At 68.2% G+C, this 18,902-nt stretch carries 19 protein-coding genes; 11 read left to right on the top strand and 8 right to left on the bottom strand.

Going from position 1 to position 18,902, the window contains the following annotated elements:
• Positions 1-3: 3 nt before the first annotated feature.
• Positions 4-1,023, bottom strand: a complete 1,020-nt coding sequence (locus AC07WJ_RS27780) for a helix-turn-helix transcriptional regulator (protein WP_494937940.1) — start codon at positions 1,021-1,023, stop codon at positions 4-6.
• Between the two features lie 787 nt (positions 1,024-1,810).
• On the opposite strand from AC07WJ_RS27780, the gene AC07WJ_RS27775 reads away from it, so the two are divergent.
• The 5 genes from AC07WJ_RS27775 (at position 1,811) to AC07WJ_RS27755 (ending at position 6,325) form a co-directional block, all read left to right on the top strand.
• Positions 1,811-2,461: a hypothetical protein gene (locus AC07WJ_RS27775; protein WP_494937939.1), complete on the top strand. Its 651-nt coding sequence runs from the start codon at positions 1,811-1,813 to the stop codon at positions 2,459-2,461.
• 265 nt (positions 2,462-2,726) lie between these two features.
• Positions 2,727-3,761: a DUF1254 domain-containing protein gene (locus AC07WJ_RS27770; RefSeq protein WP_494938210.1), complete on the top strand. Its 1,035-nt coding sequence runs from the start codon at positions 2,727-2,729 to the stop codon at positions 3,759-3,761.
• A gap of 302 nt (positions 3,762-4,063) precedes the next feature.
• Positions 4,064-4,891, top strand: a complete 828-nt coding sequence (locus tag AC07WJ_RS27765) for an acid phosphatase (protein WP_494937938.1) — start codon at positions 4,064-4,066, stop codon at positions 4,889-4,891.
• Positions 4,892-4,973: 82 nt separating this feature from the next.
• A complete protein-coding gene (locus AC07WJ_RS27760) occupies positions 4,974-5,753 on the top strand; it encodes a hypothetical protein (protein ID WP_494937937.1) in 780 nt (259 codons plus the stop codon).
• A 92-nt stretch (positions 5,754-5,845) separates the two neighbouring features.
• Entirely contained in the window at positions 5,846-6,325 is a 480-nt protein-coding gene (locus AC07WJ_RS27755; protein WP_494937936.1) for a methyltransferase family protein, read from the top strand.
• A 9-nt stretch (positions 6,326-6,334) separates the two neighbouring features.
• Here AC07WJ_RS27755 and AC07WJ_RS27750 read toward each other — a convergent pair whose 3' ends face one another.
• Entirely contained in the window at positions 6,335-7,375 is a 1,041-nt protein-coding gene (locus AC07WJ_RS27750) for a P1 family peptidase (RefSeq protein WP_494937935.1), read from the bottom strand.
• 182 nt (positions 7,376-7,557) lie between these two features.
• Between AC07WJ_RS27750 and AC07WJ_RS27745 the strand changes: the two genes are divergently transcribed.
• Complete coding sequence (locus tag AC07WJ_RS27745; protein WP_494937934.1) at positions 7,558-8,109, top strand: NADPH-dependent FMN reductase; 552 nt, start codon at positions 7,558-7,560, stop codon at positions 8,107-8,109.
• Between the two features lie 123 nt (positions 8,110-8,232).
• Positions 8,233-9,918: a c-type cytochrome gene (locus AC07WJ_RS27740; RefSeq protein ID WP_494937933.1), complete on the top strand. Its 1,686-nt coding sequence runs from the start codon at positions 8,233-8,235 to the stop codon at positions 9,916-9,918.
• Here the strand turns inward: AC07WJ_RS27740 and AC07WJ_RS27735 are convergent.
• The 5 genes from AC07WJ_RS27735 to AC07WJ_RS27715 are packed head-to-tail and all read right to left on the bottom strand — an operon-like array spanning position 9,913 to position 15,071.
• Complete coding sequence (locus AC07WJ_RS27735; protein ID WP_494937932.1) at positions 9,913-10,905, bottom strand: hypothetical protein; 993 nt, start codon at positions 10,903-10,905, stop codon at positions 9,913-9,915. The genes AC07WJ_RS27740 and AC07WJ_RS27735 overlap by 6 nt on opposite strands.
• Entirely contained in the window at positions 10,902-12,038 is a 1,137-nt protein-coding gene (locus tag AC07WJ_RS27730; protein WP_494937931.1) for a GNAT family N-acetyltransferase, read from the bottom strand. Before AC07WJ_RS27730 ends, AC07WJ_RS27735 begins: the two co-directional genes overlap by 4 nt.
• A complete protein-coding gene (locus AC07WJ_RS27725) occupies positions 12,035-13,225 on the bottom strand; it encodes a hypothetical protein (protein WP_494937930.1) in 1,191 nt (396 codons plus the stop codon). The genes AC07WJ_RS27730 and AC07WJ_RS27725 overlap by 4 nt, the downstream gene beginning before the upstream one ends.
• 11 nt (positions 13,226-13,236) lie before the next feature.
• Positions 13,237-14,115, bottom strand: a complete 879-nt coding sequence (locus AC07WJ_RS27720) for a ThiF family adenylyltransferase (RefSeq protein ID WP_494937929.1) — start codon at positions 14,113-14,115, stop codon at positions 13,237-13,239.
• On the bottom strand, positions 14,112-15,071 hold the full coding sequence (locus AC07WJ_RS27715) for a hypothetical protein (RefSeq protein ID WP_494938209.1): 960 nt from the start codon (positions 15,069-15,071) through the stop codon (positions 14,112-14,114). The genes AC07WJ_RS27720 and AC07WJ_RS27715 overlap by 4 nt, the downstream gene beginning before the upstream one ends.
• A gap of 265 nt (positions 15,072-15,336) precedes the next feature.
• Here AC07WJ_RS27715 and AC07WJ_RS27710 point away from each other — a divergent pair, with 265 nt between their 5' ends.
• Positions 15,337-16,695 carry a serine hydrolase gene (locus tag AC07WJ_RS27710; protein WP_494937928.1) on the top strand — a complete coding sequence of 453 codons (1,359 nt, stop codon included), beginning with the start codon at positions 15,337-15,339 and terminating at the stop codon, positions 16,693-16,695.
• Here AC07WJ_RS27710 and AC07WJ_RS27705 read toward each other — a convergent pair.
• Positions 16,692-17,096 carry a winged helix-turn-helix transcriptional regulator gene (locus AC07WJ_RS27705; RefSeq protein ID WP_494937927.1) on the bottom strand — a complete coding sequence of 135 codons (405 nt, stop codon included), beginning with the start codon at positions 17,094-17,096 and terminating at the stop codon, positions 16,692-16,694. The two genes, AC07WJ_RS27710 and AC07WJ_RS27705, sit on opposite strands and share 4 nt — an antisense overlap.
• A gap of 100 nt (positions 17,097-17,196) precedes the next feature.
• Here AC07WJ_RS27705 and AC07WJ_RS27700 point away from each other — a divergent pair, with 100 nt between their 5' ends.
• The 3 genes from AC07WJ_RS27700 (at position 17,197) to AC07WJ_RS27690 (ending at position 18,852) form a co-directional block, all read left to right on the top strand.
• A complete protein-coding gene (locus AC07WJ_RS27700; protein WP_494937926.1) occupies positions 17,197-18,174 on the top strand; it encodes a quinone oxidoreductase family protein in 978 nt (325 codons plus the stop codon).
• A gap of 198 nt (positions 18,175-18,372) precedes the next feature.
• Positions 18,373-18,537 carry a DUF3309 family protein gene (locus AC07WJ_RS27695; RefSeq protein ID WP_494937925.1) on the top strand — a complete coding sequence of 55 codons (165 nt, stop codon included), beginning with the start codon at positions 18,373-18,375 and terminating at the stop codon, positions 18,535-18,537.
• Positions 18,538-18,696: 159 nt separating this feature from the next.
• Complete coding sequence (locus AC07WJ_RS27690; protein WP_494937924.1) at positions 18,697-18,852, top strand: DUF3096 domain-containing protein; 156 nt, start codon at positions 18,697-18,699, stop codon at positions 18,850-18,852.
• The last annotated feature ends 50 nt before the right edge of the window (positions 18,853-18,902 follow it).

Raw genomic sequence — 18,902 nt, 5'->3', positions numbered from 1 at the left:
ATCTCACAGCGCTTCGCCGGATTGTCGCAGCCGCGACTGCTCACGAAACTGACGCGGTGCAACGCCGGAAATTCGGCGGAAGGCGCGGCTGAAATGCGCCGGATCGGCGTAGCCGGAAGACAATGCGACCTCGATGATCTTGGTATTGGTGTCGCGCAAGAGCCGGCTCGCGTGCTCGTACCTGACGGTGTCGAGGATGTCCGAATAGGCCAGGCCAACCAGAGAGAGCTTGCGTTGAAAGGTGCGCGCGCTGACGCCGGCCATCTCCGCGACGTCGGCAAGAGCGGGTGCTCCATCGTCCAGATAGGCCGGCAACATCAGTTTGAGGAGTTCGACAATGTCATAGCCGGAAGGGCCTTCCTCGTAATGGTGCTGCGGCGGACGTGGTCCGGCCGAGCGGTTGGGGAGGCTGAGGTGCGAGATCGGCACGCTGACCCAGGCCGCGCGCTGGCCTGACAGGAACCGTACGTTCGGCCAGGAGGATTGCGTCGCCTGGCTCGGTGCATAATGCGATTCGAAGGCAATTTCCGCCGGCATCCAGTCGGGCGCGGCAAATTGCCGGACGATGTAGATCGAGAAGATATTCTGAATCCATTGCACGTATTTCAGGTGCAGAGCACCGTGCGTTCCGGCGAGCCTGCTGCAGATCCGCACGTGGTCGTGGAGCTGTTCGATCCACATCGTCAGAATGGTGTCTTCGCGCGATGCCCAATGGCAGGAATGCCTGAGCGCAACGAGCAGTGTCGGGGAATGGGCGATCAGGGCCCGGGTCTTTTCACTGAGATGGGCAAAATGCAGCCGCTGAGCGGCGAGGAAGCCAAAATCCGGGATGCCCTGGCCGCGCTGGGCGGCGTCGACGAAATGCAGGGCCGGCAGGAGCGGTACATAGAGATCGCTCTTTTCCTCCAGGGCGGACGGAAGCCGAAACTTTTCCAGGAGCGAATTCGTCGGCGCGCCCATTTCGTCGAGAATTCCGACGAAGGGAAGAAGGAGCTGGGAGCGCGTCAAAGGAATGCTGGGCATTGGATCTCGCGGCGATCACAGGAGCGATGCTGGTGCTTCCGGGGTTTCGTTATCGAAAGATCGTGAAGAGCCGGTAGCGGTGAACGCGAAATGGCAAGGCCTGCGACCTGCCATGCACGGAAAGATCGGGGCGGAGTGTGTCCCGCCCGGCGATCGGTGGAAAGGAGGCACCGGCCTGCGCGAGCGATCGGCCTCGTCAAGGGCCGATGGTCGAACCGTTCAAGCGAGCCGATGACCGTCCGGCCTGCGTTCGCCACGCACCCGGCGGTTCTCCGGGGAACGGCGCAAGGCGTCGGGGCCACAGCCCACACGGAATCACGGACATGGCCCGAACGAGGTGCCGCCTCCCACCGGGCGGAGCATGCGGCGCGATCGGCGGCGGCTTCGCCAGTTTTCCTCAGTTTCGGGCCGTGGCGGCGAGGAACAGCGCGGCGCGGGCGCGGCATTGGGGGAAACGCGGGGGCCGAATAGCCGTTGGCGCGAAATGGCAAGACTGGGGACCAGTCCTTGCTCGACATGATCCAAACAACGTTCGCCTGCCGATCAGACGGTGATTGGTCAGACGGCATTGGAGCGTTCTTGATCGGCGCCGCATCCCGCGAAATCGGGGATGCGAGCGACCATGGGATGAAAACAGATGCATAATCGGGCGCTTATTTCTGCAGTGGCCGCGTGGAGCCTCGCCGCCGCCTCGTTCGCCCGCGCCGGGGAGACGGGAGGCGGGGATCTCGCGAGGGCTGCGCAAAACCCCCTTTCCACCGTGATCAGCCTGCCGATTCAGAACAACATGAACTTCGGCGTCGGCCCCACTTCCGGCCTTCAGAACGTCATGAATATCCAGCCGGTCATCCCGATCTCGCTGAACGACGACTGGAACCTGATCACGCGCTGGATCGCGCCCATTATCTCGCAGCCGGCGCTCGCGATCGGAGGCGACCGCGAATTTGGCCTGGGCAATGTGAACCCGAGCTTTTTCTTTTCTCCCAAGCAGCCGACGGCCGGCATCATCTGGGGTGTCGGGCCGACATTCCAGCTTCCGACCTCGACCGACAGGGCGCTCGGGCGAGCCGCTTGGGGCGCCGGCGCCGGCGCGGTTGCGTTGACGATGTCGGGCCCCTGGGTGATCGGCGCGCTGGTCAATCACATGTGGTCCTTCGATGACAGCCACACGGTCAACCAGACGACGATCCAGCCCTTCGTGAACTACAACCTTCATGACGGCTGGTATCTGACCTCGTCTCCGGTGATCAGCGTGAACTGGGAGGCGAAGTCGAGCGAGCGCTGGACCTTGCCGGTCGGCGGCGGCTTCGGCCGTGCCTTCAAGATCGGCGAGCAGGCCGTGAACATGCAGCTTGCCGCCTATTACAACGCCGTCTCGCCGACCGGCGGTTCGTCCTGGCAGATCCGGACGCAGGTCCAGTTCCTGTTTCCGAAATAGGCCGTCCTCTGGGCGAATGGCGAAAGGATTGCTTAGGTTCCGTCGGGGCATCGTGGGCGCCGCATGGCAGAAATCCGGCGGTCCGATGGCGATTGGCGCGAAATGGCAAGACGGCTTGCCTGCCCATGCTCGAAATGACCCGAACAAAGCACGTCGGCCGATCGGACGGTGATCGGCTGGACGGCATTCGAGTTGGCCCATGCCGCGCCGGGTGGAATGGCCCTACGGCATTCCCGGGCGCGGCCTTGAACGAAGAGGTGTGTTGATGTTGCGCTTGGTTGGGATCGGTCTTGCGATTGCTTCGGTTGCACTGGCCAGTGGGGCATTCGCCCAGGCGCCCAGCGGCAGAACGCTGGTCACCACGACTAATTTCAACCGGGCGGAGACCGACAACTACCTCGCGATGAATGCCAGGGTCATCGGCGGACTGGGCCGGTTCCAGCACTCCCGTGAACCCGCGTCGATCGACAATCAGACGGTCATTCGCATGAACCGGGACACGCTTTATTCGTTCGCGGTGTTTGATCTCGCCGCCGGTCCGGTGACGCTCACGCTGCCCGACGCGGGCAAGCGCTACATGTCGATGATGGTGGTCGACCAGGACCACTACCTGCCGGTCGTCGCCTACGGGCCGCAGCCGATCACCCTGACGCAGCAATCGGTGGGCACCCGATATGCCTTCGTCGCCATCCGGACGCTGGTCGATCCCAACGATCGCAAGGATCTCGAGGAGGTCCACAGGCTTCAGGACGCGATCAAGGTCAGCCAGAGCGCGGCAGGGCGGCTCGAGCTCCCCAACTGGGACGAAGCCAGCCTCACGGATATCCGCAATGCGCTGCTCGTCCTGGCAAAGCATCAGCCGTCTTTTCAGGGCGCCTTCGGCGCGCGTGGCCAGGTCGATCCGATCCAGCATCTGATCGGCACGGCCTCCGGATGGGGCGGCATTCCCGACCGGGACGCCACCTATGTGAGCTACACGCCCGCCAAGAACGATGGCCGCACCGTCCACACCCTCCACGTGCCGACCAATGTGCCGGTGAAGGAGTTCTGGTCGATCAGCGTCTACAACCCGCGGGGTTTCTTCGAGAAAAACCCCTTCAACGCCTATTCGATCAACAGCATCACCGCCAAGAAGAACACCGACGGCTCGGTGACGATCCAGTTCGGCGGCTGTGACGGCAAGATTCCGAACTGCCTGCCGATCGTCGAGGGCTGGAACTACACCGCGCGGCTTTATCGTCCGGAGCAATCCATTCTCGACGGCAGCTGGAAGCTCCCAGAGGCAAGCCCCCTGAACTGATCCCCAGGCATGCCTCGTCTTGCCCGGGCTTGTCCCGGGCAGCCACGTATTCTGCCGCTCGCGGCAGTCAATTCGCGGGTGGCCGGGACAAGTCCGGCCAGAACGAGAACTGTCCTTGGAGCGGCGAGCGTTGGATCGTCCGGGCGCAGGAGCCGGCCGGGCCTTCTCCGTTCGCGCCAATCAGCCGGTCCCGATCCCTGTGCCGCGGTGCCGGATGCGCCGTGACCCGCAGCTTTCCCCGACCTCCGATTCATAACCCAGAGCAGAGCTGGACAGACCTATTGGCTTATGTGGCGAGCACGATGAAGCAGAATCTCCTCTCCGTGATCCTGACATCCCTCATGATCACCGTGGCGGGGCCGGTTGGTGCGCAGACCAACAATGGCGCCGCCTCGAATGCGCCGACCGATCCCCATTTCAATCTCGTGCCCGGCTATCTGAAGCAGGCCGACTTGCCCGACAGCCTGCTGCTTCTTCCGGCCTCGCCGGCAGAGGGTTCGGCGGCGCTCGCCAGGGATGAGGAGGCGCGAGCCGAAGCCGCGCGCCTGAGAGGATCGGCGCGCTGGCAGCAGGCGGTCCGCGACGCCGGATTGAATTTCCCGCAGCCCGCCGAGAACTTCTCCTGCGCCATGGGCATCGCCATCGACGAGACCAATACGCCGCGTCTGTACAACCTGATGCGGAAGCTGCTGACCGATGTCGGCCTGTCCACCTATGGCGTCAAGAACAAGGTCCAGCGGACGCGTCCTTTCGTCAGGCACGCCGAGGGCACCTGCACGCCCGGCGACGAGGCGGTCCTCCGGACCGACGGCTCCTATCCGTCCGGGCACTCCGCGGTTGGCTGGGGCTGGGCCCTGGCACTGGCCGAGATCAATCCGGAGCGTTCGAACGGGATCCTGGCACGCGGATTGGCCTTCGGACAAAGCCGGGTCATTTGCAATGCGCACTGGCAGAGCGATGTCGAAGCGGGCCGGACCATGGCCGCCGCCACGCTGTCGCGCCTGCATTCCGACCCCGCCTTCGTCGCCGACCTTCAGGCGGCGCGCGAAGAGCTGACGCGTGCGCGCCAGGCGAATCGGACGCCGCGGGTCAATTGCGTCGACGAAGCGGCGGCCCTTGCCGTTCGATGAGGCGATAACGATGCATGCGCATGCCCACCGCCGCGGCGGCCGTCCGACGCGAACCACAGTCCGGGCCCTCGGTTCCGTTTGCATGGTTCTGGCGCTCTGCGCCGGAACCGCCCACGCGCAGCAGGACAAGCCGCCGGATGCGATACCGGCGGCCCCGGCTGCCGATCGCTGGCGGATCCTGGTCAGTCCCTATGTCTGGGCAGCATCGGTCCACGGCAGGTCGGATGTCCTCGCCCGCTCGACCGTCCTGGACGCCTCCTTCGGGGATGTGCTGAAGACGCTCGACCTTAGTGTCATGGGCAGTGCCGGCATCACCAACGGCACGGTCGGTTTGTCGTTCGACGCCCAATATGCCCGCACGAGCCAGGCGGAGAACGTCCTGGGCGAGCGGCTCAGGCTGGTGAACACGTCGGTCCTGTTCTCCGTCGGCGCCTACTACCGCATCTATGAGCGCGAGCTGGGCGGGCGGACGCTCCTCGGCGATCGGCAGGTGTTCGCCATCGAGCCGGTTGTCGGTGTCCGCTGGACCCAGGTCGGGCTGCGGACGAGCCTTGCCGGCCATGACTCGAGCCATGGCCGCTCCTGGGCCGATATCTTCGTCGGCAGCCGCGTCTATTACGACCTCGACGCGCAGTGGAACCTGTTCGCCCAGCTCGATGTCGGGGGATTCGGGCTGGGGACGCGCGCCAGCGTCAGCGGCCAAGCCTATCTGGGCTATAACAGCATGCTACTGAACACCCCGGTCACCTACAGGGTGGGGTATCGCGTCCTCTATCAGAACTACCAGGACCCGAATGCCGGGCCGGTCAAGCTGGAGACGCTGCAACACGGCCCGGTTCTGGGGCTCACATTCGTCTATTGAGAAGGCCGTTCGCGCGCATCGGCGCGCGCACCGGGCCTTGCGCGACGTTGCCGCGTCACCGATCTCTGGTGAGATCAGACGCGGAGGACAGCATGGCCGATCGCGACCAGGACAATCCCGGGCTTCCGGTCTTGCCGCCGGTTCTGCCGGCCGCCGCCCTGGTGGCGGCCATCATCCTCGACTGGCTGCCGCCGCATTTCCTGGCGCCGGCCGTCGGCTTCAACCTGCAGGTGATCGCCGGGGTGGTCATCACGGCGGCCGGGCTGTGGTGCGCGATCAGCGCCGCCCGGCTGTTCGGCAGGGCCGGCACCAATGTCATTCCGACCCAGCCGACGCTGACCATCGTCACTGACGGGCCTTATCGCTTCACCCGCAACCCGATGTATCTCGGCATGGTGCTGGGCCTGCTCGGAATCAGCCTGGTCTTCTCGCTCGAATGGGGCCTGATCCTGACCCCGGTGCTCTGGCTGGCGCTCGACCGGATGATCGTGGTGCGCGAGGAGGCCTATCTGAAGCGCAAATTCGGCGCGACCTACGAGGCGCTGCTCGGCCGCACGCGCCGCTGGCTCTGAGGACGGGGCTCAGGACGCGCCGCCGAGCACATCCGCCAGCGACGGCTGCCAGTGACCATCACGCCCTGATGTCGCCGGCGCCGCCAGCAGCGCGTTGAGCACGGCCTCCTCGGTCGCTTCCGCCGCGGCGCGGAAGGGCAGGTCGATGCGGTTCTCGTTGAGCGTCACCAGCGCGCCGAGATCGGCGCCGTCGTGGTGGTCAATACGGCCGGCGGTGGTGAAGGCGACAGCGATATCGCCGCTGCCATTGCCCCAGAAGGCCCCGAGCCGGGCGAGCCCCGCGCCGCAGCGCCGGGCGATGCGGCGCAACTGGCGTGATTCCAGGGGAATGTCGGTGGCCAGCACCAGGATGACCGAGCCGCGCTCGGGCGTGGTGGTCGCCGTTGTTCGCGGCGGCAGCGGGCGGCGGCCGTCGGGCAGGACGAGGTCGCCGGCATTGCCGAAATTGGCCAGTGCCAGCACGCCCACCATGTAGTCGCCTCCGTCCAGCGCGACGCGGCGCGAGGCGGTGCCGATGCCGCCCTTGAAACCGAAGGCGCTCATGCCGGCGCCGGCGCCGACCGCGCCTTCCTCGACCGGCCCGGCCCGGGCCGCGTCGAGCGCCAGAACGGCATCGGCTTCCGTCAGGGCCCGGGCGCGGATGTCGGACAGCCAGCCGTCATTGCATTCGAGCACGACCGGGTTCACCGTTCCGGTGTCCCGGCCGATATCCGGGTTGGCGGCGAGCGCGCGGGTCACCAGGGCGTTGAAACCGGTGCCCACGGCAAAGGTGTTGCCGAGCAGGATCGGCGTCTCGATCTGGCCGAGCTCGGCGACCTGCATCAGGCCGGCGCTCTTGCCGAAGCCGTTGATGATGTCGACCCCGGCGCGCACCTTGTCGCGGAACGGGTCACCGGGATGCGGCAGGATCGCGGTGAAACCGGTCATGAGATCGCCGGCACGCAAGGTGCGGTGGCCGACCCTGACGCCCTCGACATCGGTGATCGCATTGAGCGGGCCGGGCGGCAGCACGCCGCAGATCAGTCCGAAGTCGCGGGCGCGGGCGGTCATGGCAGGGTCTTCTCGGCGCGGGTTTCGGCCGCGCTTATCGCCGATATCGCGGCGGGCCGCCATGGCCGCGCGGCGCTTGCATCCCGACAATTCCCGTCCGGCATGACGGCAAACGACAAGGCCGGGGCAGGGCTGTAGACTGGCCCTGCTCGTCCAAGGCCTCTTTCGATGGGAACCCCGTGATGCCCCAGTACAAGATCGCCGTCATTGTCGGCAGCCTTCGCCACGATTCCTTGAACCGCAAGCTCGCCACGGCCATTGCCAAACTGGCGCCGCCGACCTTTTCGTTCCAGCATGCCGAGATCGGCGACCTGCCGCTCTACAACCAGGACGACGACGCCAACCAGGCGCCCGCGGTCAAGCGGCTGAAGGCCGAGATCGCAGGCGCGCAGGGCCTGCTGTTCGTCACTCCCGAATATAACCGCTCGATGCCCGGCGTCCTGAAGAACGCCATCGACCATGCCTCGCGGCCCTATGGTCACAATGCCTGGGCCGGCAAGCCAGCCGGCGTGATCGGCATTTCCGTGGGCGCCATCGGCACGGCCATGGCGCAGCAGCACCTGCGCAACGTGCTCGCCTATCTCGACGTGCCGACGCTCGGCCAGCCCGAGGTCTTCGTCCAGGCCAAGCCCGACCTGTTCACCGCATCCGGCGATGCCGGCGAGGGCATCAAGCCCTTCCTGCAAGGCTGGGTGGACAAGTATGTCGCCTGGGTGACGCGGCACCACGGCTGAGGCTGTCGCGGCGGACGGCGGCGGCGCCGTCCTGTCTGCGGCCTGTTGTCACGCGCCTTGCCCGGGCCCGGCGCGACCGCCTATGTGTGGGCGGGGCATGAGCATGAGAGTTCGCTGGCCATCGTGACATCGATCAGCAGCAAGAGGCGCGTCGGTAAGCTGGCCAAGGGGCTCGTCGCCGGTATCGCCGCGATCATCGCCATCGCATCCTGGACCTTCCTCGAGCTGTCGCGGGCGGCTCCGGCGCGCTCGACCGGCTTGCCGTCCGAGCTCGGCGACGATCCCGTGAAGCGCGGCGAATTGCAGTTCGCCCACGGTGATCTCGGCGTGCTCGATCTCGATACGCTGGAGACATCGGCGCTGCCCTGGACGGTGCTAAGCACGGCGCTGGCGCTCGACCTCGCCAAAGGCGACGCGGACCAGGTCTCGGCGGCACTGGTCGAGCAGGCCTTCCGCTCGTTCGGTTTCCTCTATCCCGAAGGGCCGACGGGCGAGGCGGCGGCGAGCCGCCTGCCGCGTGCGCCACTGGGCATGAACCTTGGGTTGGTCGAGCGCTCGATGCCGCCGCTGCGGGTGACCGCGGCCAATCTCGGCTGCGCCTCCTGCCATGCCGGCGTGACCTATGGCGCTGATGGCCGGCCACAGCCGCAGCGCCCGGCGCTGGGCATGCCCAACAGTTCGCTCGATCTGGAGGCCTATGCGCAAACCGTCTATCGGGCGCTGAAGCTGGCTTTCGCCGACGAGGCGGCGCTGTGGCGGGCGATCGACCGGCTGCATCCCGATCTCACCTGGCGCGAGCGGCTGAGCCTGCGCTGGCTGGTGCTGCCGCGCGCCAGGGCCCGCCTGGCGGAGCTCACAAAGGTCGGCGACCAGCCGCTGCCCTTCTCCAACGGGGCGCCGGGCCTGACCAATGGGGTCGCCGCGCTGAAGTTCCGGCTGGGCGAGGTCGAGGGCTATCGCCTGGCCGGCGCCGGCTATGTCTCGATCCCGGATCTCGCCGACCGCAATTTCCGTTCGGCCTTGCTCGCCGACGGTGCCTATGCGCCGGTCGGCAAGCCGCGTTTCTCGGCCCGCTCGGCCGCCGAGGCGGCACAAGTCGATCCGGCCGAACTCGCCCGCATCGGTTCGTTCTTCACCGTGCCGAGCATGGGCATGACGCCGGAGCGGGCGGAAGCCGCCATCCCCGCCTTCACCGACATTGCCCGGTTCCTGGCGCACTATCGGCCGCAGCGCTTTCCCGGCGTCGTCGACCAGGCCCGCCTGCCGCTCGGCCAGGCGACCTATGCACGCGCCTGCGCCGCCTGCCATGGCAGCTATGACGGCGATCTCGAGCGGCCGCGCCTGCTGAGCTTTCCCAACTGGGCCGGCGATGTCGGCACCGACATGAGCCGGGCGCGGGCTTTCGACGGTTCGCTCGCCGCACGGGTCAACGGCACGGTCTACCGGCGCAGCATGACGGCGGAAGCGACCGGCAAGCTCGCGGCGCCGCTGCTGAGCGGGGTCTGGGCGACGGCGCCCTATTTCAGCAATGGATCGGTGCCGACGCTGCAACACCTGCTGGAGCCGGCGACGCGGCCCGAGCGCTTCATGGTCGGCGGTCACCGGCTCGATTTCGCCCGCGTCGGGCTGGCGCTGGCGCCCGACGCGAGCGGTCTGTGGCGCGACCTCGGCGATTACCAGCCGTTCTCCCGCGGGGTCGAGATCGACACGCGCAAGCCCGGCTTCTCCAACCGCGGCCATGACCGGGAGGTCGCCGACCTCAGCGCCGAGGAGCGCCAGGCGCTCATCGCGTATCTGAAGCTGTTATGAGGCGGGCCTGATCAGGGCCTCGAGCGGCAGCCGGGCGTGGCTGATCCGTCGCGGCCCCGCGGGGAGGCCGATGCGGAAGACGTTGACGAGCCGCCGGCCGGCGGGCAGCGGATGGGCGGCGCCAAGCGCGGCATTGGCCTCGGGCCAGTCGACCAGCACCGAGACCGGGCAGCCGGCGAGCCCTTGCGCCTCCATGGCGAGCCAGGCCCGGTAGAAGGCGCGGCCGGTGATCAGCGGATCCTCGGCCGCGGGACGGTGGAACAGCGCCATGGCCGCGGCCGATCCGGCCTTGCGCGCCTCCGCCGTCACCGGCCCGGCGAGGCCGAGGCGATCGAACAGCGGAAACAGCGGTCCGAGAACAAGCCCGGCGGCGAAGGCCTCGGCACGGCCGAGCGCCATGGCCTGGGCATTGAGGCCGTCACGGTCATGGTCGGGATGGCCAGGGGAAAGCCGCATCCAATGCGTGAGTTCGTGGCGATGGGCCACGTCACGCAGAAAGAACAGGCCGGCGCGATCGGCCAGCGCCGCGATCTGCCTGATGGCGGGAGGTTCCGATACAAGCAGCAGGTCGGGCTGGTCGCCGGCGAGCCGCGCCAGCGCGGCATGCGCCGTGTCGTCGGTGGCGGAAAAGCCGCCGCGCCAGCTTGCGCGGGCGGTGACATGACTTGCCAGCGGGTCCTGAGGCCCCGCGGCGACCATGATCCGGGCAATCGGCCCTTCGGCGCCGGATGGAGCCACCGCGATATCGGCGATGGCGAGCCCCGCCTGGCCGAGCGCCAGCGCCAGGCCTTCCAGGAAAGCGCCGTGCGACAGCCTGACATCGTGGCCGTTCGGATCGGCCGCGGGCAGGCGGCGCGCCGGATCGTCATGCAGCAGGATCGCGCCATCGGCGAGCGACACCCGGGTCGGCTGGATGTTGTGCACGCTCGGCGCCAGGCGCGCTTCGGCGACCAGCCGGGCGAGCAGATCGGCAGTGACGGCGATCACGTGGCCTCCGGCGGGCTTGGAGGCAACAGGGATTTGCTGAAGAGATGCAGCCGGTGCAGCGGCTGCGCGCTGAGCTTGTCCATTTGCCTCAGGCTCGCGCCATTGACGTCGGCGATCCAGGTCGTGCCGAGTCGGTCGTAACCGATGGCCTTCAGGGCGCTGACGACCTTGAACAGCATGGCACCGTTGATGCCGCGGCCATGCATGGCGCGCGACACCGACTGGTAGATCAGCACGGCGCGCCGATTGGTGAAACGGTGCCTGAGCAGGTGCCAGGCAAAACCGAGGCCCATGCGACCGCCTGCCGCCTTCACCAGCGGGTTGAGATCGGGAATGACCAGGATCACGCCGACCGGCTCGCCGCGATAATGGGCGACGCAGGAAATGCGCTTGTCGATCACCCACATCATGTCGCCGGCCTGGAACAGGTATTCGGCCGGGCTGGTCGGCACGAACATGGGATTGTCGGAGAAACCGTCGTTCAGAACGGTTCGGGCCTCGGCGAGCCGGGTCCGGAAGCTCTTCCGGTCGATCGGCATCCAGGCGAAATCCGGATCGGCCAGGATCGCCTCCTGGGCCGGGCCCAGCAGCACCGCCGGATCGAGCACGGTGAGGTCGGTCTCGAAGGTGGTCATGGGAAAGACCGGCGCATAGCCGTTGGCGGCAAGCAGCCGCGCGACATGCGGCGGGCTGTGGACCATGTCGGTATAGGGCGGCTCGCCGAAGCCGTCGGTGACGACGCCGACCTGCTGCATGGCGGTCAAATTGAAATTGCCCGCCATCTCGTTCATGCCGGCTGCCCGGCCCCAATCCTCGGCGGCGTCGAGCAGGGCGGTGGCGACTTCCGGATCATCGGCGCAATCGAAGAAGCCGAACTGCGCGCGCTGCGTGCCATGCCTGAGATTGGACGCCTGGTGCAGGCTCGCGCCGATGCGCCCGACGGGTTTGCCGTCGCGCCAGGCGACGAAAAGTTCGAACCGGCCATGGCCCTCGGTGACCAGGGGGTTCTTCGTGGGGTCGAACATGCGGTCGAAGTCCGCCCACATCGGCGGCACATAGGGCGAGCTTGCCGGATAGATCTCCGCGGTCACGGCGAAGGCGGCGGCCCGGTCGCCCCGGGTGAGGGTGATCATCGGGCTGTTTCCGGGGCCGCGGCGATCAGCCGGCCGGCGAGCAGTAGGGCGGTCTCGGTCGCCCGGTCGGCCGTGACCAGCGGCACCTGCAGCGCGACCAGGTCGAGTGGGTCGCGGCCAATCACGATCAGGTGGCTTGCCCCATGCGTGGCCATCAGGGCGGTCAGCCGCTCGGTCGCGGGATCTTCCGCCGGCCGCCCCCAGGGCCGGTCGGCGCGGCGGATGACGACGCGATGGGCGAGCGCCGCGCGCAGGATCGGTGGATCGAAATCGGCGAGCGCGGCCTCCGACAGGCGCCGGGCGCCCTCGAACGGAGCATGCCGGGCGATCTCGGCAATCAACGCGTCGCGGGTCGCCGCCTCGGCATTGGCGATGCGGTCGAGCAGGCCGGGAGCGCCGGCTCTGAGAAAAGCCCCGGCGGTATCGACCACCAGGCCGATCACCAGGGTGCCGGCGAGCGCCACGGCGGCCAGGCGCAGGGTCTCGACGCTGTCGCCACCGGGGACGACGGCCGACAAGGCGAGCCCGAGCAGAAGGCCGGCGGCGATGCGCAGCCCCAGGATGGCGGCATGGCCGCGCCGGGCTTCGTTCGCCGTATCGGCGACCAGGGCGAAGGTGACCAGCAGCAGCGCGCCGAGCGCGCCGGCGCGCACCGGAATGGCCGGAAAGAAGGCGCGGAAATCGGAGAGGATGAAGGGCAGCATGCAGAAGGCGGCGATGCCGAGGCGGCCGACGCTGCGGTTCTCGGCCTCGGAGAGCGACGCGCGGTCGCGGGTGACCAGCAGAACACCGCAGGCACCGAAGGTCGCGAGCTGGAACGCCGCCAGGGTGATCTCGACGCCGTCGGCGAGCGCGGCCGGCGCGAACAGGCCGGCCGGGGCCAGCACGAGCGCGCCGGCGAGCACCGCGAGCTTGAGCGGGCGCGGCGCGTGGCGGCGCAGCATGCCCTCGATTACCACCACCGCGCCCAGCGGGATGAAGGCGGCGCAGGCAACCGCCCATTGTTCCAGCCAGGCGCTGCCGGTGAGCCAGCCGGCGCCGCGCAGCAGAAAGACCAGCGCGACCAGGCCGAGCACCAGGCTGAACCGGCGCGTCAGCGGTCCGTGGCGGTCGCGGGCGCGGAAAATCAGGACGGCGACGGCAAGGCCGATGGCGCCGCAGATATTGACGACCGAGTCGGCGGCCACGACCGGATCCATCAGGCCCCCACCATGCGGCGCAGGGTTCGCCGGACCACCGGCCGGAGCAGGGCCGCGGCCAGCGCTGGCAGCGGCCGCTCGACTTTCGCTCCATGCGGGTTGAAGAACCAGCCGCGGCAATCCGTGGCGCTCGGCTTGCCCAGCGCGAGTGCGATCGCCTCATAGGCCATCAGCATGCCGGTGGTGATGACCATGGGAGCAAAGGACATGCGGCTGCGCCGGCCGGCGGCGACCTCGGCCGCGATGGCTAGGTCGACATGCCGGCGCGACGAGGAATGCAGCATGACATGCTCGATCTCGGCGAGCATGGCGGCCCGCCGGTCGGCCTCGTCGATGTCGCGCCAGGCCTTGCCGAGGGTCGGGTAGCCGAGCCGTTCCTCCGGCCGGGGGTCGGCGGGCCGCACCACCGTCACCGAGGGCAGGGGGGACATATAGGCGTCGATCACGGTCGCCCCGGCTTGCCCGGCGGTGCGGTAGAGGTGAATGCCGGCCGGGATGTCGTCCATGCCGTTGACGATGATCGGAATGCGGGCGGCGATCTCGGGCAGCCGGTCGACCCATTCGGCGCCCAGCACCTCGATGGCGATGTCGGGGTTGATGGCACGCGCCGCGGCCGCCGCGCTCTCGGCCTTGGGCGCGCCGATGGTCGCGGCATTGGCGAAGACCTGGCGGTTGAGGTTGGAGACCTCGAAGACGTCGATATCGGCGATGACGAAGCGGCCGATGCCGGCGCGGACCAGGGCCATGAAGGCGGCGCCGCCCATGCCGCCGACGCCGCAGACGAAGACGGTTGCTTCGCGCAGGCGCTGCTGCTCGGCTTCGGTGACGAAGCCGATATTGCGGGTGGTGAACCGCGTATAGTCGAAATCCGCCATCATGCCTTGCTGTCCTTGCTCGGCCTGAGCGTGCCGAAGCTCTTTCCCGTGTCGAGCCAGTGCAGCACCGGCAGGACGAGGCGCTGGAGCAGGAGAAACAGGCCGGCGCCGGCGACCGCCGGCAGCGAGCCGCGCGGCAATTGGCCGATCAGGTAGCGCCGCGCCGCCGGCAGGTCGATCCGCGCCAGTTGCAGCACGTCGTCGCCGCGGCCGTAGTCGAGCATGCCGGCGCAAAAGGCGTTGTAGCGCTCCTCGCGGTGCTTGGCCGCCTCGTCGAAGGTCTTTTTCAGGTCGTCCGAGCCGCCGGTATAGGCATTGGTGATGACCGAGCGGACCTCGTCGAAACCGGCCTCCGGACCGACGCCGAAGACCGCGCGATGGCGGCGCATGATCTGGCGGGCAAGGCTCAGATGGGTGAAGCTCTGGCGCGTGCCCGGATCGGGCGAGGGGAAGGCGTCGGAAAAGGTCTCGCAGACCATGCCGACCACGGCGGGCACCTGGGTGACATTGGAGATCCAGCGGGCCCTCAGGCCGCCGCGCAGGAACAGGATCAGCACGGTCAGCCCATAGAGCACACCGGACAGGCCTTTGCCGCGCACGTCGGGGTCGACCATGACCAGGCCGAGATGCATCACCTCCTGCCGCTCGCCGTCGACCTCGGTCTCCATCAGGGCGAGCGCGTTGAAGGCGATCGGCTGTCCGGTCGCGCTGTCGGTGATCAGCGTGATGATGGTCGCGGCGAGGCGCTGCCGGTCGCCGGAAAAGACGCCATAGGTGAGCTCGCCGGCGGACAGGGTGCGTCCGGCGACCTGCTTCAGCTTGCCGACGAGGTCGGCCAGCCCGGTATCGTCGAGGATGGCGCCCGGGCGCCCGACGATGCGGGTCGTCAGGCCGCTATGGGTCGAAAGCGTGAGATCGAGCTGCGGCGAGGTCAGGCTTTTCCACCAGGTCCTGAGCATGTTCACGACGTGGAGGTCTCCCGCTGGTGATCGCGACCAGCCCCCAGGGGCTGGCCGGCTATTCCGGGTTGTGCCGAAGCGGGCGCGACATCCGATGTTTTGCGACGCCGGCGCGGCGGGCGTCAAGCAGCGCCGCCCAGGTCAGGTCGCGCGGCCGGTTGTCGCATGGCGTGGCTCTGCAATGCCCACGCCATCTTCCCGGTCCAAGTGGATCGCCTCGCCCGCGCCGGCGCATGGCGCGGCGGATCCCAGGAGAAAGACCGTCATGGCAGCAGCGAGCACCCCGGACGTTCCGGCGCCGTCCCGGTTTCCGGACGATGCCGCTATCCTGGCCATCCTGGCCGACCGGATCGATGTGCAGCGGCAGAGCCTCGGCATCGTCGTCGGCATGACCGGGCCGGCCGGCCGGCGCATCGTCGCGCATGGCCGTTTCGGCGCCGCGGACGCGCGCCCGGTGGAGGCCGGCACGCTGTTCGAGATCGGCTCGGTGACCAAGGTGTTCACGGCGCTGCTGCTGGCCGACATGGTGCGGCGGGGCGAGGCGGCGCTGTCGGACCCGGTGGCCGACTATCTGCCCGAGGGCGCGGCGCCGGGCCGGCGCGCCGGCCAGGCGATCACGCTGATCGACCTGGCGACCCACACTTCGGCGCTGCCCAGCCTGCCGGACGATTTCACGCCCGAGGACCCGGGCAACCCCTATGCGGACTATACGTTCGCGCAGCTCTTCGGTTTCCTCGCCCGTTACGAACTGACCCGCGATATCGGCGCCCGATATGACTATTCCAATCTCGGCTTCGGCCTGCTCGGCGAAGCGCTGGCCCGGCGCGCCGGCACGACCTATGAGGATCTGGTCCGCTCGCGCATCACCGGCCCCCTCGGCATGGCCAGCACCATGGTGACGCTGTCGGATGAGGCCAGCGCGCGGCTTGCCGGCGCCCATGGTGCGACCCTGACGAGCGTGCAGCACTGGGACCTGCCGACATTTGCCGGCGCCGGGGCGCTGCGCTCGACCGCCACCGACATGCTGGCCTTCCTGGAGGCGGCCCTCGGCTATCGCGACACGCCGCTCGCGCCGGCCTTCGCGGCGATGCTGGCGGTGAGGCGGCCGACGGGCATGCCCGAGATAGCGACGGCACTCGGCTGGATGGTCGCCCAAGCCGGCGACGACACGCTGGTCTGGCACAATGGCGGCACCGGCGGCCAGCGCTCCTTCGCCGGCTATCTCGTCAAGGCGCGCACCGGCGTGGTGGCCCTTTCCAACAGCTCGACGGCGGTGGGCGTCGACGATATCGGCCGTCACCTGCTCGATCCCGCCATGCCCCTGGCGCCGCCGGCGAAGCAGCGCGTGGCGGTGCCGGTCGCGCCCGAGGTGCTGGCGCGTCATGTCGGCCGCTATCGCCTGGCGCCGGACCTGATCCTGGCGGTGACGCAGGTCGGCGGCCGCTTGTTCGTCCAGGCCACCGGCCAGCCGGATGTGGAGGTTTTCGCCGAGAGCGATACCGACTTCTTTACCGTCGAGGTCGATGCCCAGCTGTCGTTCGAAACCGACGGCGCGGGCCGCGCCGTCCGGGTGGTGCTGCACCAGGGCGGTCAGGACATGCCGGCGGAGCGGATCGAAAGCTAGAGCCCCGGCGCCACCGCGGCGGCGAGGCTTTCGCCACGCGGCCTGATCACGCAATCGGCCATCAGGTCCAGTTCGTTCAGTTCGGCGGCGTGGCGCTGGCCCCATTGGCAGAGCGCGAGCAGGACCGGTTCGAGGCTCGACCCCAGCGGCGTCGCCGAATAGTCGACGCGGGGCGGCACCTGGCGGAAGACCTCGCGATGCACCAGGCCGTGCTCCTCCATCTCGCGCAATTGCTGGATCAGCACCTTCTGGCTGATGGCGGGCACGAGGCGCTTCAGCTCCGACAGCCGTTTCGGCCGGTCGAACAGGTGATAGAGGATGACCGCCTTCCAGCGTCCGGAAATGACCCGGAGCGCCCGTTCAGCCGGCAAAGCCGGCAGTCTCTTGATGATCTCGGCCATAGGCACCATCCGGTCGGTAGGGAACGAAAGGGTGTGTAGTTGGGGGCGCGGCGATACAGCTAGGTGATGCCTTGCCACCACATTGCAAGGTTCCAAGGCCATGAAAGCCGTCCAGCTCAACCGCTTCGGCGGTCCCGATGTTCTCGACATCGTCGATACGCCAACCCCGGTTGCCGGACCCGGCGAGGTGCTGGTCAGGGTCCGCGCCGCCGGCGTGAATTTCTTCGAGGTGCTGATGCGCGCCGATCGCTACGCGGTGACGCCGGACCTGCCGATGATCATGGGCGTCGAGGCGGCAGGCGTGGTCGAGGCGCTGGGGGACGGCGTGGCGGCGCCGCCGATCGGCACGCGCGTCGCGGTTCCCCTGTTCGCGGCCGGGCGCGGCGGCGGCCATGCCGAATATGCCGCGATCGATGCCGCATCGGCGGTGCCCTTGCCCGACGGCTTGCCGTTCGAGGATGCCTGCGCCTTGATGGTGCAGGGCCTGACGGCGCTTCATCTGGTCCGGCGCGGCCGGCCGGAGGGGCGGACCGTGCTGGTCACCGCGGCGGCCGGCGGCGTCGGCTCCCTGCTGGTGCAGCTGGCGAAGCGGGCCGGCGCGCGCCGGGTGATCGCCGCCGCGAGCTCGCCGGCCAAGCGCGATCTCGCTCTCGCGCTCGGTGCCGATGCCGGCATCGATTCCCATGGTGTCGGCTGGGACGCCGCGCTCCGCGCAGCAACCGAGGGGCAGGGCGTCGATCTTGCCTACGATATCGTCGGCGGCGCGCTGACCAAGGCCTGCCTCGACGGGTTGGCGCCGGGCGGCGAGCTGGTCTTCGGGGCGCTCGGCCGGTTCGACATCGGCACCGCCGCCCTGGAAGGCATGCTCGCCGGCAACCAGTCGCTGCGCGGTTTCGCCCTGCTGCCGCTGTTGACGCCGGCCAACCTGAAGCCGGATCTGGAGGAGCTCTTCGCGCTCGCCGCCTGCGGCACGCTCACCGTCGTCAAGGGCGGCCGCTACCCGCTCGCGGCGGCGGCGGAGGCGCATCGCGCGCTCGAAAGCCGGACAACGACCGGCAAGGTCGTGCTGCTTCCCTGACGGCTGGCCAAGACATCGCGTGTTTTCAGGTTTCCTAGCGGAACCAATGCTCGCGCCTCACGTTATATCGGCGAACTGAAACGCGAACTATTGCCGGGCGCGAAGCAAAGGCAAATCTTGATCGTGTTCCCCGCCGAGAAGCGAGGACACGGTTGTTGTTTGCGAATGCTTCGGGCCTCCGCGCTTGGGAGAACGACCATGTCACTTGGCACCATCCTTCTTATCATTTTGATCGTTGCCTTGCTCGGCGGCTTCAGCGGCCTGGGTGGCGGTCCGTTTTATGGCACCGGCTATTATGGCGGCGGCGGCCTTGGCCTGGTCCTGATCATCGTGCTGGTGCTCGTCCTGCTCGGCAGAATTTGACGTTGGCGACCGGCGGCACTCCGGCGTTTCGGCCGCTGCCGGTCGCGCAACCCACGATCATCCGAGGCGCTCCCGGCCAGTCATCCAGGGCAGCCTAAGGCGAAGGGGCCTTCGATTGGCCGAGAGCGCGCTCATTGCACCGAACCGAAGAGGTCTTCCATGGTTCTGACCACAGCCCATATGACGCCGCTGTTCGCGCTCGTCGCCGGTATTGCCATTCTGCTGGTTCCACGGCTGCTGAACTACATCGTGGCGGCCTACCTGATCGTGATCGGCCTGACCGGCCTGAACGCCATCCATCATTTCATCCAATAGGATGGCGGGCCGCCTGTCCGACCTCCGACCTCCGTCCGCCGAAAGCCAGG

It is taken from the genome of Phreatobacter sp. GW821-FHT04C01 (assembly GCF_059420385.1).
This window is presented reverse-complemented; position numbering and strand designations above follow the sequence as displayed.

What these genes read in the sequence shown, in the direction of transcription:
- AC07WJ_RS27730 (WP_494937931.1), bottom strand. Translation starts at nt 12,038, where the DNA reads ATGATCACCCTCACCCGGGGCGACCGGGCCGCCGCCTTCGCCGTGACC.
- AC07WJ_RS27690 (WP_494937924.1), top strand. Translation starts at nt 18,697, where the DNA reads ATGGTTCTGACCACAGCCCATATGACGCCGCTGTTCGCGCTCGTCGCC.
- AC07WJ_RS27765 (WP_494937938.1), top strand. Translation starts at nt 4,064, where the DNA reads ATGAAGCAGAATCTCCTCTCCGTGATCCTGACATCCCTCATGATCACC.
- AC07WJ_RS27695 (WP_494937925.1), top strand. Translation starts at nt 18,373, where the DNA reads ATGTCACTTGGCACCATCCTTCTTATCATTTTGATCGTTGCCTTGCTC.
- AC07WJ_RS27720 (WP_494937929.1), bottom strand. Translation starts at nt 14,115, where the DNA reads ATGATGGCGGATTTCGACTATACGCGGTTCACCACCCGCAATATCGGC.
- AC07WJ_RS27745 (WP_494937934.1), top strand. Translation starts at nt 7,558, where the DNA reads ATGCCCCAGTACAAGATCGCCGTCATTGTCGGCAGCCTTCGCCACGAT.
- AC07WJ_RS27770 (WP_494938210.1), top strand. Translation starts at nt 2,727, where the DNA reads ATGTTGCGCTTGGTTGGGATCGGTCTTGCGATTGCTTCGGTTGCACTG.
- AC07WJ_RS27715 (WP_494938209.1), bottom strand. Translation starts at nt 15,071, where the DNA reads ATGCTCAGGACCTGGTGGAAAAGCCTGACCTCGCCGCAGCTCGATCTC.
- AC07WJ_RS27700 (WP_494937926.1), top strand. Translation starts at nt 17,197, where the DNA reads ATGAAAGCCGTCCAGCTCAACCGCTTCGGCGGTCCCGATGTTCTCGAC.
- AC07WJ_RS27775 (WP_494937939.1), top strand. Translation starts at nt 1,811, where the DNA reads ATGAACTTCGGCGTCGGCCCCACTTCCGGCCTTCAGAACGTCATGAAT.
- AC07WJ_RS27750 (WP_494937935.1), bottom strand. Translation starts at nt 7,375, where the DNA reads ATGACCGCCCGCGCCCGCGACTTCGGACTGATCTGCGGCGTGCTGCCG.
- AC07WJ_RS27755 (WP_494937936.1), top strand. Translation starts at nt 5,846, where the DNA reads ATGGCCGATCGCGACCAGGACAATCCCGGGCTTCCGGTCTTGCCGCCG.
- AC07WJ_RS27710 (WP_494937928.1), top strand. Translation starts at nt 15,337, where the DNA reads ATGGCAGCAGCGAGCACCCCGGACGTTCCGGCGCCGTCCCGGTTTCCG.
- AC07WJ_RS27705 (WP_494937927.1), bottom strand. Translation starts at nt 17,096, where the DNA reads ATGGCCGAGATCATCAAGAGACTGCCGGCTTTGCCGGCTGAACGGGCG.
- AC07WJ_RS27780 (WP_494937940.1), bottom strand. Translation starts at nt 1,023, where the DNA reads ATGCCCAGCATTCCTTTGACGCGCTCCCAGCTCCTTCTTCCCTTCGTC.
- AC07WJ_RS27760 (WP_494937937.1), top strand. Translation starts at nt 4,974, where the DNA reads ATGGTTCTGGCGCTCTGCGCCGGAACCGCCCACGCGCAGCAGGACAAG.